Genomic DNA, 14,806 nt, shown 5'->3' with positions numbered 1-14,806 from the left:
CCAGATGAGCCACGACGGCCACTCCGGGCTCTCGATAGAGTTGGGTCTCCGCTCGACCCACTACGAAAGGCCAGAGATCACCAGTGGCTGATTCGTTCGTTCACCTGCATGTTCACACCGAATACTCCATGCTGGACGGGGCGGCGAAGATCGGCAAACTGGCCGAGCGGGCAGCCGCGCTGGGCATGCCCGCGATCGCCATGAGCGACCACGGCAACATGTTCGGCGCCTATGAGTTCCAGTCGAAGATGAAGGCCGCCGGGGTCAAGCCCATCATCGGCATCGAGGGTTATGTCAGCCCGGAATCCCGCCACTACAAGCAGCCGGTGTTCTGGGGAGAACCCCACCAGCGTAAGTCCGACGAGCGCACCGGTCTGGGCGGTGACGTGTCGGCCAGCGGCACCTACCTTCACAAGACCATGTGGGCGGTCAACGCGCAGGGCCTGCGGAACCTGTTCAGAATCTCATCGCTGGCCTCCCTTCAAGGCCACATGAAGAAGTACCCGCGCATGGACGACGAGTTGTTCGCGGAGTACCACGAGGGGATCGTCGCCACCACCGGCTGCCCGTCCGGAGCGGTGCAGACGCGGTTGCGGCTCGGGCAGTACGACAAGGCGCTGGAACACGCCGCCAAGTACCAGGACATCTTCGGGCGGGACAATTACTTCCTGGAGCTCATGGACCACGGGGGGATCCCGATCGAGACCGGGGTCCGCGAGGACCTGCTGCGGATCGGCAAGACCCTCGGCATCCCGCCCCTGGTCACCAACGACTCCCACTATGTGACCGAAGACCAGGCCACCGCCCACGACGCGTTGCTCTGCGTCGGCACCAACTCCCTACTCAGCGACCCCAGCCGGTTCCGCTTCTCCGGCAACGGCTACTACGTACGCACCGCCGAGGAGATGTGGGCTCTCAACCCCAACTCCGATATGTGGGCCGAGGGCTGCAAGAACACCCTGCTGATCGCTGAGCGGGTCGAGCCGTACGACGAGGTGTTCGCTCACCGTGACCTCGCCGCCAAGTTCCCGGTTCCCGAAGGGGAGACCGAGATGAGCTGGCTCCGCAAGGAGGCCGAGCGTGGCGCGGTGCGGCGTTACGGCGATCCCGTGCCGGCCGAGGTTGTGGAGCGGATCGAATACGAGCTCGGTGTCATCGAGGGCATGGGTTTTCCCGGGTACTTCCTCGTCGTCGCGGACATCTGCCGCTACGCCCGAGAGAACGGCATCTGGCTGGGCCCGGGCCGAGGATCGGCCACCGGGTCCATGGTCGCCTACGTCACGGGCATCACCGAGCTCGACCCCATCGAGCATTCACTGCTGTTCGAGCGGTTCCTGAACCCTGAACGCATCTCCATGCCTGACGTCGACCTCGACTTCGACGAGCGTCGGCGCGGCGACATGATCCGTTATGTCACGGAGAAGTATGGCGAGGACAACGTCTCGCTGATCATCACCTACATGACGATCAAGTCGAAGGCGGCGGTCAAGGACGCGGCCCGCGTCCTCGGCTATCCCTTCCCGGTGGGCGAGAAGATCACCAAAGCATTCCCACCGGCCGTCATGGGTAAGGAAATCCCGCTTACCGGCATCTTCGACGAGAAGCACCCCCGGTACGCCGAAGCGACCGAGTTGAGGAAACTCTACGAAGAAGACCAAGACGTCAAGCGGGTCATCGACACCGCGCTTGGCCTTGAAGGGCTGACCCGGGGCACCGGTGTCCACGCCGCAGGTGTCATCCTTTCCTCTCAGCCGTTGATCGACGTCATGCCGATCTTCATGCGCCCTGATGACGGTGCTCGCATCACCGGCTTCGACGGACCCAGTTCAGAGTCCATGGGCGCCCTGAAGATGGACTTCCTGGGCCTGCGCAACCTCACCGTCATCGGTGACGCGGTGCAGAACGTGAAGGACAACCGCGGCGTCGACCTGGACATGCTCAGCCTTCCGCTGGACGACAAGAAGACCTATGAGCTGCTGGCCCGCGGCGAGACGCTCGGCGTGTTCCAGCTCGACAGCTCGATGATGCGGGACCTCACCAAGCTGATCGCTCCGGCCCGATTCGAAGACATCTCGTCCATCCTGGCCTTGGGCCGTCCCGGTCCTATGGGCGCGAACGCACACGTCAACTATGCGCTACGCAAGGCCGGGCAGCAGGAGATCACCCCGATCCATCCTTCGCTCAAGGAAGCCCTTGAGCCGATCCTCGGCACGACCTACCACCTGGTGGTCTACCAGGAGCAGGTCATGGCCATCGCCCAGCAACTGGCCGGCTACACCCTCGGTGGCGCCGACATCCTGCGCCGGGCCATGGGCAAGAAGAAGAAAGAGGAGATGGACAAGCAGTGGGCTACCTTCTCCTCCGGCATGGTCGCCAAGGGCTACACCGAGGAAGCGGCGAAGGCCGTCTGGGACGTTCTGGAACCGTTCAGCTCCTACGGCTTCAACAAGTCCCACACCGCCGGGTACGGTCTTGTCTCCTACTGGACCGCCTACCTCAAGGCCAACTACCCGGCCGAGTACATGGCCGCCCTGCTCACCTCGGTCGGCACGAACAAGGACCGCATGGCGCTCTACCTCGCCGAGTGCCGACGCATGAAGCTCAAGGTTCTGCCTCCTGACGTCAACGAGTCCGGACTGCGGTTCTCAGCCGTCGGGGAGGACGTTCGCTTCGGATTGGGCGCGATCCAGAACGTCGGGGAAAACGCCATCAAGGGCATCATCTCCGCACGTCGCGAGAAGGGCGCCTACACCGACTTCAACGACTTCCTGACCAAGGTTCCCCAGGTCGTCTGCAACAAGCGCACCATTGAATCTCTGATCAAAGCCGGAGCATTCGACGGCCTTGACCATGCCCGGCATGGGCTGATCCAGATTCACGAGCAGGCCGTCGACGCGGTGATCGATGTCAAGCGCAAGGAAGCACTGGGCCAGGACTCACTCTTCGGTGCGCTCGATGAGGACGGTGATGCAGGGAATGTCTTCCATATCTCCGTACCGGAAGGCGAGTGGGACAAGAAGACCAAACTAGCCTTCGAGCGGGAGATGCTTGGTCTTTACGTTTCCGACCACCCACTCAACGGCGCCGAACGCATTCTGGAACGCAACCGAGATCTGACCATCGCTCAAGTTCTGGACGGGCAGGCCGGAGCAGGCAACGTCCGCATCGCCGGCATCATCTCAGGCGTCGATAAGAAGGTCACGAAAAAGGGTGACGTCTGGGCCATTCTCAAGATTGAAGACCACGACGCGTCGATTGAGGTTCCCTGCTTCCCTCAGACCTACCAGCTTTACGGCACCAACCTCGCACCCGATCTGGTCGTCTCCGTTACCGGCCGGATCCGTTCACGCGGCGACGGTGACGAAGCCACTATCTCCTTCAACGCTATCGACATCACATTCCTCGACATCTCCGGTATCCAAGATGACGGCCGCGAGCCGATCGTGATCGCCCTCCGCGAGGAGCGCATAAACAGGGACCTCGTCCACGAACTAAAGCGGATCTTGACCGTCCACCCGGGTGAAACCCCCGTCCGCTTGCGAGTAGAGCGACTCAACCGGAAGATCAACGTCGTTGAGCTCCCCGACTACGCAGTGAACATAAACAACGGTGCATTCGCCGGAGATATCAAGGTTCTTCTGGGCGCGAACGCACTCGTTGTGCCGTGACGACCAACTCCACCCCGGATCCGAGCCGAGTCGAAGTCATCCTGGCAGCAGAGTCACCTGAGTGTGGTCGATGCGGCCAGGAAGGCATCCTCTCGGCCCGGGTCCCGCATCATCTCGTCAATGCTCGGAATGAAACCGTCCCGGGCACGGGCATCGTCGTTCTCTGCCCGCGCTGCGACATAGGCCAACCAGAAGCCGGGGCCTTGATCGCTTGGTTCACCGTCCATGGCGAGGTCACGAGCGAGAACGTGGAGCAAGTCGCGGAACTGATCGACGCGTGGGCATCAGTTGCGAGAGTGCCCCCTCTCGACGAAGCAGCGCTGGAAGCGGAAATCCAGGCATGGCGAGAAGACGATCTTTAGGTTGCACCGCCTGCTGGATAGACGGCGACCAAGGTCCTTCCTTTCGACAGAAGTCTAAAAAAGCGTATCCATCGAAGGGGCTTCCTCAGGAACCAGTCTGATGATCTTATCTCCGGACAGTTGTCCGCCGCTTGGAAAGCGTTCGGCGATACCTTGCTCTAGAAGGTACCGGACAACTGGCGTCACATGCGGGGGCCGATAAACAGTCTCCAATAGTGCGAATTCCCTTAGCTGCGCTAGCGTCCGTTCACCCTTCGATAGTTCCTCAAGGATGGCCCGCCGCAGAGGGCGTGTGTCAGGGTCGAATTTCAATTCGAACTGAAGCTGGTCAGGATCGCGAGGATCGCGGTAGCTAACGCCCCGAATGGGATCAACCTTCCACATCGCCTCCTTCATTTTTTCGAGCCCCTTGTGACTACTTGTTCCGTACACAAGGTGCAGGTCGTGACCACCCTCATCGAGCATCTCAAACGAGATCACATAGGGAAATCCCGCAGCATTGAGGGACTCACGATAGGCCGTTACGAGGTACCCCTTCTTCTGGTGCGACGGAAGATTTCGGACCTTGCGCCAGGAAGTGCCACCAAAGGCAACATCCCCCTTCTCCTGATGCGCCTCAATGTTGCCGAATTGCATCAGGAAGCGCGTGCCGAATGTGACCAGCACCTCACTGGAAGGAACTTTCGCAATGACTCGTGCGATATCGAGGGGGATGTCTGGCCCGCCCCAGCTATCGAGAAAGGCGAAGATAGGGGAGGTCGTGGCACCAGCGCCATTAAGGGCAGGAATAAGGACATCCCCACAGCGGCCATTATGGTATTCGATGTTCATACTCTCAGGCACACCGCCATACTGAGCAGCGGATTTCCCTATTTCACTCTTTAGCCGCTGGAGGCGCGTTGAATCGCCTTCCACCAGGATGACGTTCATTCGCTTTCCGCTCAGGAGCTGTTTTCTTCGCAAGAAAACCCCGAGCGCGATGACCGGAGAGCCCGGCTCGCCTCCTTTGTAGATTCCTGGGCCGGCGAAGCCTTCCGCGTATGTCACCGATTGGCGTGCGCGGGGCCCTTGAAGGAGGATGGGGAACCACGCTTCTAGGTAGCGCTGGAGTAACTCGTGCTTAGCGCGTGTGTGCGGGTCGCAGTCCCACGTCGGCGTTTGGGGGGCAGGCATACGTCACTTCTTACCCGCCCTCGTAAGCCGTCTACCGCCGACTTGTGCTGTAGCTATCAGACTGTGACAGCGCTAGGTTCAATGGCCGCAGTTGGTCGTGCGAGGACGGGGAGCTCGTCCCACGTTCGTCCGTCGAGTAGCCGCCCGCCGGCTTTCGGCGTGCGCCCGCCCCACTGCTTAAAGAAGAAGGGTACTCGGCTTTCCTGGCACAGATCGCGGATCTCGCGCACCCAGGACGCTGAGATGGGCCGGTGAACCGGTCCACTCTCGCCACCGACTATGACCCAATCCATGCCAGTCAACGTTAGCCGGGACAAAGGACCCAGGAGCGGTTCGCAGGACAGGAACCTTGTACGGGCAGGCACAGCCCGTAGGTCATCCACTCGATACAGGGCATCTTCGTCTTCGACCGAAACCCCGATCCACAAGTTGTCAGGCCATTCGAGCAGCTGTGCGACTTTGCGTAGCCGCGCGGAGCGTTTCGTTAGGACCTGGTAAGTATGCTGTGGCGTCTCCTTGATCACCTTGAAAACCTGGCGCACGAAGTCAAGAGGGACCCGCGCGTGGAACAGGTCACTCATCGAGTTGACAAAAACCACTTGAGGAGTGCGCCAGGTGTAGGGCTGACGCAGTGCTGACGGATGGAGTGTCACACCGAATCCCGGCCCTGACGTCCGAGGATCGCCGTCGTTCTGATACTTCGCCGCGCCCATAGCTTTGAGCCGCTTGGCCAACGTCAGGGCATAGCAGTTGTCGCAGCCAGCTGAGATCCGGTCACAGCCCGTGCTCGGGTTCCAGGTGACTTCCGTCCACTCGATCGCCGTTCGTCTAGCCATGACTAACCCCTTTGGCCGCGTCACGCCTGAGCAGTGACCTCACGCTATCAGCGGTGATAAATTTTGAGCGGTATTAATTTATCACTCCAAGCGGTGGTTCGGTGGGCGCAGGACGTAGAAAACGAGCTGAGAGCAGATACGTCGCGCAGGCAGCACGTCTGGGGGCGCGGCTCAGAGAGCTTCGCCTGCAGAGGGGGTACACGCAACAGCAGCTGGCAGCGAGCGCTGAAATCGCACTCTCAACCCTGAGAAAGATTGAGACAGCGGCAGTGGTCGAACCGGGCTACTTCACGATCCTTAGCCTCGTCAGAGCACTGGGCGCCGACACGGACGACCTTCTCGTGTAAACCCTGCTACCGCTTGAAGGCAGGCTCTCCGTATACACGTCCGAACAGAAACGTCGCGGAGTGGCTGACCTCCCTGCCGAAGGGGCCGGACCGGGAGCGATCCCACCCCAGGACCGCCACCACCTCACCCTCCCGCGCTCGAGCATTTTGAACGATGGTTTCACGGCCATGGGGCGCGGCGGAGCCGCCAGCAGCACGGCACCGATAGAGCGCGCTCAAGACCGATCTGCCAGTCCCCCTGGGAGGTCGGATCACCACCTCTCGGCATGAGCTTTACTTGAGCGTGTAACGGCAGGTCATGGATTACGGATGTCCCAGAAGGCGGTGACCTTCGACGAGCGTGTACCGCTTGAGGGTGATGAGCGATAGCGTGCCCACAGGTTTGAAGATCGCGGAATATGGGCAGGATGGACGTCTTCAAGGTTCACGAACAGCTGATTGCCGACTACGCTGCGTTCACATCGGGTTTCACCGAGATCGAGGACGAGCGGATCAAGGGACACGTCCAGAAACGGCTCGGTGAGGGCGAGCAGTGGCCTGATCCCTACCTGTCGCTGAATCCGAACTTCGCGCCCGGCGGCTCCATCAGCGAGCTCATTGGGCAGGGCCTGCTTGTCGAAGAGTGCGAGCGCATCTTCCGCGTCGGCAAGGACGACTCCTCCGAGGGCCACGTCCTCAACCTGCACCGTCACCAGCGTGAGGCTGTGGAGATCGCGCGGACGGGCGCAAGCTACGTGCTCACCACCGGGACGGGATCGGGTAAGAGCCTCAGTTACATCGTGCCGATCGTCGACTGGGTGCTCCGCCAGAAGGAGAGCGGCGCCTATCAGCCGGGCGTGAAGGCGATCATCGTCTATCCGATGAACGCCCTTGCCAACAGCCAGGTGCATGAGCTCGACAAGTTCCTCAAGGAGGGGTACGGCCCTGGCCGTGAGCCGGTGACGTTTCGCCGGTACACCGGGCAGGAGAAGGGGCATGAGCGGCAGCAGATCCTGGCCGACCCTCCGGACATTCTGCTGACCAACTACGTCATGCTCGACCTGGTCCTGACCCGGCCGGGTGAGCGGGACAGTCTCATCACCGCGGCGCGGGGCCTGCGCTGGCTGGTTCTCGACGAGTTGCACACCTATCGCGGCCGGCAGGGCGCCGACGTGGCGATGCTGGTCCGTCGCGTACGGGATGCATGCGACGCCGATGAGATCCAGTGTGTCGGCACGTCCGCGACGATGACGACCGAGGGCAGTGAGCAGCATCGCCGCGAGAAGGTGGCGGAGACCGCGACCCGTCTGTTCGGTGTTCCGGTGGCGCGGGCGCATGTGATCGGCGAGACGTTGGAGCGTGCCACCACAGCGGATCCGGACGCCGTGACCGCACTCAAGATTCCCGAACAGGACTACGACAGTTTCATCGCCGACCCGCTCGCGGCGTGGGTGGAGGCTCAGTTCGGCGTGGTCGCCGATCCGGCCACGGGTGCGCTGACGCGTCCGCCCCGTCCGCGTACGGTCCCGGAAGCGGCTCGCGATCTTGCCGCTCGAACCGGATACGCCCCGGAGGAGTGTGCGGCGGCGATCCAGGAAACGCTCAAACGAGGCGCGGCGATCAGCCATCCGCGGACTCAGCGGCCGGTGTTCGCCTTCCGGCTGCACCAGTTCCTTTCCAAGGGTGACGACGTCTACCTGAGCATCGAGCCGGAGGACGTCCGTTACATCACCAGCCGCTATCAGAAAGTGGTTCCCCAGCCCGGCAAGGAAGACCACATCCTGCTACCCGCGTCGTTCTGCCGGGAGTGTGGTCAGGAGTACCTGACCGTGCGACGGGTGGACGACAAGGGGACCATCCGGTTCAAATCCCGCCGTGACGTCGATCAGACCGGTGATGAGCTGGACGGCTACCTGTATGTCTCGAGCGATTTCCCGTGGCCGGACACCACACAGATCGCGATCGATGATCAGCGGGTGCCGGAGTCGTGGCTGGAGACGTCGAGCGACGGATCCCCCAGTGTGATCGCAGCCAAACGGAAGTACCTCCCCGAGATCGTCCATGTCGCCCCGAACGGCTATGTGGACGAAGACGGCACCCGCGCCGCGTATATCGCTGCCCCTTTCACCTTCTGTCTTGCCTGCCGGACGTCGTATGAGCAGGTACGCGGCAGTGACTTCGCCAAGCTGGGGTCGCTCGCGGTGGAGGGCCGTAGTTCGGCCACGAGCGTGATCAGCTCCACTGTGGTGCGGACCCTGCGCGAGAACCCGGAGATTGAGAAGCCTCAGCGCAAGTTGCTGGCGTTCACGGACAACCGGCAGGACGCCAGCCTGCAGGCCGGCCACTTCAACGATTTTGTGCAGGTCGTCCAGCTCCGCGGCGCTCTCTACAGGGCGCTTCAGGCGGCCCCCGACGGCCTCACCCACGAAGTGATCGCGCAGCGAGTCACCGAGGCGCTGAATCTCGCCTTCGCCGACTTCGCGCAGAACCCCGAGGCCAGGTTCACCGCGGAGCGCAACACGTGGAAGGCACTACGTCAGCTCATCAACTACCGGCTCTATCTGGACCTGGAACGCGGCTGGCGGATCACGATGCCGAACCTGGAGCAGACGGGCCTGCTGAAGGTCGACTACCTGGACCTTCCAGACATCGCCGCAGCGCAGGATCTCTGGGACGGCGCGCACTACGCGCTGCGGGACGACCGGCCCGAGTTACGTGACGAGCTGTTGCGGACTCTGCTGGACGAATTGCGCCGGGTCCTGGCGATCGACGCCGACTGCCTGACCGAGCCCGGGTTCATGCAGATCAAGGAGGAGAGCCGCCACTACCTCAAGGATCCGTGGGCCATGGAGCCGACGGAGAACGTGGTCTACGCTGCCGTCGCCTATCCCCGCGCTGGGCGGCATGGCGGCCTGCGATCCAGCAAGGACCTGTATCTGACCGGGTTCGGCGCGTACGGCAAGTATCTGCTGCGCGAGCACACGGGTCTTTCCCGGGACGACGCGCACGCGATGATCCGGGACATGCTGGCGGTCCTGGAACGCTGCGGCATCCTCGTCCGGGAACGGGACGGTTACCAGCTCAAGGCCTCGTCGATCATCTGGCGGCTCGGTGACGGCAAGGCGGGGGCAGAGGACCGGATCCGCAAGCATGTCGCGGCCGACACCGGCCCGCGGATCAACCCGTTCTTCCAGCGCCTCTACACCGAGAAGGCGGCCAACCTCGCCGGCCTGCAGGCCCGGGAGCATACCGCCCAGGTGATGAACGAGCTGCGCAGCATCCGTGAAGAGCTGTTCCGCGCCGGTGATCTCCAGGTGCTCTACTGCTCACCCACAATGGAGCTGGGCATCGACATCGCCAGCCTGAACGCGGTCGCGATGCGCAACGTCCCGCCCACACCGGCAAACTACGCCCAGCGGGCGGGCCGGGCGGGCCGGTCCGGGCAACCGGCCCTGGTGGTGACCTACTGCGCCACCGGCAACGCCCACGACCAGTACTACTTCCGGCACCGTGACCAGATGGTGGCGGGGTCGGTGGCGGCGCCTCGGCTCGACCTCACCAACGAGGACCTGATCCGCTCTCATGTGCATGCGATCTGGCTGGCCGAGACCGAGCTCCCCCTCGACAGCTCGATCAGCAAGATCCTCGACGTCGACGCCCCCGGCTTCCCCCTGCTGCCGAAGGTGCGGACGGCGGTCGCCAATACGCACGCCCAGACGCGGGCGGGAGAACGGGCCCGCGTGGTCCTGGCGGAGCACGTCAGCGAGCTGGACCTGACCTCATGGTGGCACGACGACTGGATCGACCGGACCGTTCAGGACGCGCCGAAAGAGTTCAACGCCGCATTCGACCGCTGGCGCGAGCTCTACCGTACGGCGCAGGCCGAGCGGGAGGAACAACATCGCATCATCGGCGACCACTCCACGGGCAAGAACAAGCGCGACATCGCGACCGCCCGTCGGCGCGAGGCAGAAAACCAGCTCAAGCTGCTCCGCAACGAGGATTCCGAGGACTTCCAGACAGACTTCTACTCCTACCGATACCTCGCCTCCGAGGGGTTCCTGCCGGGCTATTCGTTCCCCCGGCTGCCACTGCGTGCCTACATCGCCGCCCGCAAGGGCAAGACCACCGAAGTCGAGTTCATCCACCGGCCGCGCTTCATAGCCATCCGCGAATTCGGCCCGGACGCCCTCATCTATCACGAGGGCTCGCGCTACCAGGTCAAGGAGGTCCAGCTCGCCCCCAACGAGCAAGGAGGCAGCGGGCTCGACACCAAGTCCGCGCGACGCTGCGAGTTCTGCGGCTACCTGCACGACTCCGTCGTCGGCATCGATATGTGCGAGTCCTGCGGCGGAAAACTCGGCAAGACCATGCACCGCCTGCTTCGACTGCAGACCGTCAAGACGGTCCGCCGCGATCGGATCTCCTCCGACGAGGAGGAGCGGCGCCGTGCCGGATACGACCTGGTCACTTCCTACCGCTTCAACGACCACGGCGTCCGTCCCGGTCGTCTTGACACCGCGGCCGTGAACAAGGGCGCCGTGCTGCAGCTGCAGTACGGCGACACCGCGACGGTGCGGGTCACCAACATGGGACGCCGGCAGCATACGAGCGCCGGGTTCTGGATCAACGTCCACACCGGCAGGTGGTTGTCGGAGAAGGACGCGCTTACCCCCGAGCTCAACCCCGTCGACGACGCCAGCCGGGTTGAGGCCAAGCAGCAGGTCATCCCGTACGTCGAGGACCGCCGCAACATCCTGGTCACCCGCGTGGCCACGGCGGTGAGCGAGGAGACGGCGATCAGTTTCATGTACGCGCTGGAGCGCGGTATCGAGGCCGAGTTCCAGCTCGAAGACAGCGAACTGACCAGCGAACCCCTGCCCGACGAGGCCCACCGCGGCCGGGCGCTGTTCATCGAGAGCTCCGAGGGCGGCGCGGGGGTGTTGCGCCGCCTGGTTATGGAGGACGACGCCCTCGCCAACGCCGCCCGACGGGCATTGGAGATCGCACACTTCGACCCCGACACCGGGGAGGACACCGGTGGTGCGATCAACGGCGAGCGCTGCGCCAAGGCTTGCTACGACTGCCTGCTCTCGTTCAGCAACCAGGGCAAGCACGAGCAGATCGACCGCCACCTGGCGCGTGATCTGCTGCTGGCCCTCGCCCAGGCCCGCGTACCCCGGCCCCCGGCGACCAAGCCTCAGGACACCTGGGAACCGGTTCGCTCCGACGCCGAGTCGAACGATCCGCTGCACGCATTCGTGTGCTGGCTGGAGGAGTGGGAGTACCGTGCGCCGAATGCGCTCAAGGTGGACCTGAACGGCATACGGGTCGAAATGGTCTATGAAACTCCACACGCGCAGGTGGCTTTGTTCGTCGATGGCCCGGACAACGCCGACGATCCCGGCCGCGACGAGGACGCCGAAGACGAGCTTCGCGATCTTGGGTGGAGTGTCGTGCGTGTCCCCTACGGTGGGGACTACGCGCAGATCGTGAAGAAGTACCCGAGTGTGTTCGGAACGAGCCGCAGGGAGCAGCATTGACCTCCGTCTACAGCCCCGGATCACTCGTCCACGCGCGTGGCCGCGATTGGGTCGTGCTGCCGGAAACCACAGACGCGTTGCTGGTCGCCCGGCCGCTGGGCGGTGGCGATGACGAAGTCGCCGGCATCCTGCGCGGGGTTGAAGACATTGCCCCGGCCACGTTTCCGCCCCCGCAGACGGCCGAGGCCGGCAATGCGGTGAGCGCAGGGCTGTTGCGCACCGCGCTGCGGGTCGGGTTCCGCGCGACGGCAGGACCGTTCCGGTCCCTGGCCGGGCTCGCGGTGGAGCCGCGGCCGTACCAGCTCGTGCCCCTGCTGATGGCGCTGCGACAAGAGACCGTACGGCTGCTGATCGCCGACGACGTCGGCATCGGAAAAACGATCGAGGCATCCCTGATCGCCGCCGAGCTGCTCGCCCAGGGCAGCACTACCGGCTTGACCGTGCTGTGCAGCCCTGCACTCGCCGAGCAGTGGCAACAAGAACTGGCCAGCAAGTTCCACATCGACGCCGAATTGGTCCTGCCGAGCACCGTCAAGGGACTGCACCGGAATGCCGTCCTGGCCGATGACGAGTCGATCTTCCACTATTACAAGCACACCGTCGTCTCCACGGACTTCATCAAGTCGCCGACACGGATGAAGGAATTCATCCAGTCGTGCCCGGACCTGGTCATCGTGGACGAGGCGCACACCTGTGTCGCGGACGGCTCGACCAGTGGCAGCCGCACCCAGCGCTACAACCTCGTCCGGGAACTCGCCGCGAACAAGGACCGGCATCTGCTCCTGGTCACCGCGACCCCGCACAGCGGCAAGAACGAAGGTTTCCACAACCTGATCGGCCTGCTCGACCCTGCCCTGCCGGGCCTCGACCTCGACGATGCGAAGGGCCGCGACGAGCTGGCCAGATACATGGTCCAGCGCCGCCGTGGCGACATCCGAAAGTATCTGGATGAGGAGACCAAGTTCCCCTCCGATCGCGAGACCCACGAGGAGCGCTACTACCTCACCGACGACTACCGGAAGCTGTTCCGCCAGGTCCTCACGTACGCCCGGGAGACGGTACGTGACGCCTCGGGTGGGCAGCTCCGCCAAAGGGTCCGCTACTGGTCGATCCTCGCGCTGCTGCGTGCCCTGGCATCCTCCCCGAAGGCCGCGGCTGCCACTCTGCAGACGCGTGCCAAGAGCATGGAATCCGAAACTCCGGAGGAAGCCGACCGGATCGGCCGCGCCACGGTGCTGGACATGGCCGAGGACGAGGCCGCCGAGTCGATCGATGTCATCCCCGGCGCCGACGACCTCGACGATGACGACCAGAGCGAGCGGGCGCGGCTTCTACGGTTCGCCAAGCAGGCGAGCGCGCTGACCGGGAAGGGCGATGCGAAGCTCACGAAACTCACCGATGTCGTGCAAGGGCTGCTCGCCGACGGCTACGACCCCATCGTGTTCTGCCGATTCATCGACACGGCCGAATACGTGGCCGACCACCTGCGCAAGACGCTCGGCAAGACCGCGGAGGTCGGCTGCGTCACCGGAACTCTCCCGCCGAGCGAACGCGAGGCCCGTATCGCCGAGCTGAGTGCGATCGAGGGCCGCCATGTCCTCGTCGCCACCGACTGCCTTTCCGAGGGCGTCAACCTGCAGGAGGCATTCCAGGCCGTCGTCCACTACGACCTGGCGTGGAACCCGACACGGCACGAACAGCGCGAGGGACGTGTCGACCGGTTCGGCCAGTCTGCCGACACCGTCCGCGCCGTCACCATCATCGGCGCCGACAACCTCATCGACGAGGTCGTCATGCGGGTCCTGATCCGCAAGCACGAGGAGATCCGCAAGAGCCTCGGCGTGAGCGTCCCTGTCCCGAACTCCTCGAACCAAGTCGTCGAAGCGCTCATGGAAGAGCTGATGAGCTCCCCCAGCGAGAGCTGGCAGCAACTGCCGCTCGACGGCTTCGGTGCGGGCGACCTGCACGCCGAGTGGGAGAGCTCCGCGGCCAAGGAACGCCAGTCACGCACCAAATTCGCCCAGGTCGGTATCAAGCCCGACGAGGTCGCCCGGGAACTGGCGGAGGTCCGCGCCAGCCTCGGCTCCTCCGGCGAGATCGAGGCATTCACTCGCGAGGCTCTGGACGCGCTCGGCGCGTCGATGACCGACCAGGAGGATGGTTTCAGGGCGGTCACCGCGACTCTGCCGAGCGGCCTACAGGACACGCTCCCACCGGGGCAGGCTCAGCCGCTGCCGTTCCATCGCGTCCTTCCCGTGCCTCGCTGGCATGCCCATCTCGACCGTACGGACCCCTCCGTCGGCGCCATCGCCCGCTACGTGCTCGACGCGGCGCTGGACCGCTCGGTGTCCTGGCCGACCTCGAACCGCCCGAGCCGGTGCGGTGTCATGCGCACCGCGGCCGTGCAACGCCGCACGACCCTCCTCCTCGTCCGATTCCGCCTGCACCTGGAACTGCCGGCCAAGGGCGGCAAGAAACTCCTCGTCGCAGAGGAGGCGCGAGTGCTCGCCTTCCGCGGCAAGCCGGCCGCACCGGAGTGGCTGCCGCAGGAGGAAGTGGAGACACTGCTCACGGCCAAGCCGGGCGGCAACGTGGCCTCCGACATCGCCCGCGACGACCTCGACCGGCTGCTCACACTTCAAACGGGAATGGATCAGGACGGCGAGGAGCAGACATGGCCTCGGTTGATGTGGGAGCTGGGAAGCACCCTCGACGACGAGGCGCACGCGATGGCGGAACGACTGCGCGAGTCGCACGCCCGAGCGCGGGCCGCCTCGCGGCAGAGCATCAGCAAGATCACCGTCACCCCGAACACCCCCGCCGACCTCCTCGGCGTCTACGTCTATGTCCCGGTCCCCTCCGGAGTCACCAAGTGAGCGAGCGAGACATCAACCACGG

7 protein-coding genes are annotated in these 14,806 nt (G+C 64.0%); 5 read left to right on the top strand and 2 right to left on the bottom strand.

From position 1 onward, the window contains the following. The first annotated feature begins 83 nt into the window (after nt 1-83). Together dnaE and HHX41_RS22285 are read left to right on the top strand one after the other, a co-directional pair. A complete protein-coding gene (gene dnaE, locus HHX41_RS22290; protein WP_182907570.1) occupies nt 84-3,668 on the top strand; it encodes a DNA polymerase III subunit alpha in 3,585 nt (1,194 codons plus the stop codon). After that, entirely contained in the window at nt 3,665-4,030 is a 366-nt protein-coding gene (locus tag HHX41_RS22285) for a DUF6300 family protein (protein ID WP_182907569.1), read from the top strand. Before dnaE ends, HHX41_RS22285 begins: the two co-directional genes overlap by 4 nt. Nucleotides 4,031-4,084: 54 nt before the next feature. On the opposite strand, the gene HHX41_RS22280 is transcribed toward HHX41_RS22285, so the two are convergent. Together HHX41_RS22280 and HHX41_RS22275 are read right to left on the bottom strand one after the other, a co-directional pair. After that, on the bottom strand, nt 4,085-5,203 hold the full coding sequence (locus HHX41_RS22280; protein ID WP_182907568.1) for a three-Cys-motif partner protein TcmP: 1,119 nt from the start codon (nt 5,201-5,203) through the stop codon (nt 4,085-4,087). Between the two features lie 56 nt (nt 5,204-5,259). Then, nucleotides 5,260-6,039, bottom strand: a complete 780-nt coding sequence (locus HHX41_RS22275; RefSeq protein WP_182907567.1) for a DUF5131 family protein — start codon at nt 6,037-6,039, stop codon at nt 5,260-5,262. Between the two features lie 101 nt (nt 6,040-6,140). On the opposite strand from HHX41_RS22275, the gene HHX41_RS42365 reads away from it, so the two are divergent. The 3 genes from HHX41_RS42365 to HHX41_RS22260 all read left to right on the top strand — a co-directional run bounded on the left by HHX41_RS42365 (nt 6,141) and on the right by HHX41_RS22260 (nt 14,784). Continuing rightward, entirely contained in the window at nt 6,141-6,386 is a 246-nt protein-coding gene (locus tag HHX41_RS42365) for a helix-turn-helix transcriptional regulator (protein WP_182907566.1), read from the top strand. 407 nt (nt 6,387-6,793) lie between these two features. Next, nucleotides 6,794-11,908, top strand: a complete 5,115-nt coding sequence (locus HHX41_RS22265; protein ID WP_182907565.1) for a DEAD/DEAH box helicase — start codon at nt 6,794-6,796, stop codon at nt 11,906-11,908. After that, nucleotides 11,905-14,784, top strand: coding sequence for a helicase-related protein (locus HHX41_RS22260; protein WP_182907564.1), 2,880 nt, complete (start codon nt 11,905-11,907; stop codon nt 14,782-14,784). Before HHX41_RS22265 ends, HHX41_RS22260 begins: the two co-directional genes overlap by 4 nt. The last annotated feature ends 22 nt before the right edge of the window (nt 14,785-14,806 follow it).

The organism is Microbispora sp. H13382 (assembly GCF_014161445.1).
In the GTDB taxonomy this organism is placed as follows: Bacteria; Actinomycetota; Actinomycetes; order Streptosporangiales; family Streptosporangiaceae; genus Microbispora.
The sequence above is the reverse complement of the archived record's forward strand: the minus strand, read 5'-3'. Positions and strand labels throughout refer to the sequence as shown.

Excerpts from the sequence above, each read along its gene's own strand:
- HHX41_RS22280 (WP_182907568.1), bottom strand. The coding sequence starts at position 5,203 with ATGCCTGCCCCCCAAACGCCGACGTGGGACTGCGACCCGCACACACGC.
- HHX41_RS22275 (WP_182907567.1), bottom strand. The coding sequence starts at position 6,039 with ATGGCTAGACGAACGGCGATCGAGTGGACGGAAGTCACCTGGAACCCG.
- HHX41_RS22265 (WP_182907565.1), top strand. The coding sequence starts at position 6,794 with ATGGACGTCTTCAAGGTTCACGAACAGCTGATTGCCGACTACGCTGCG.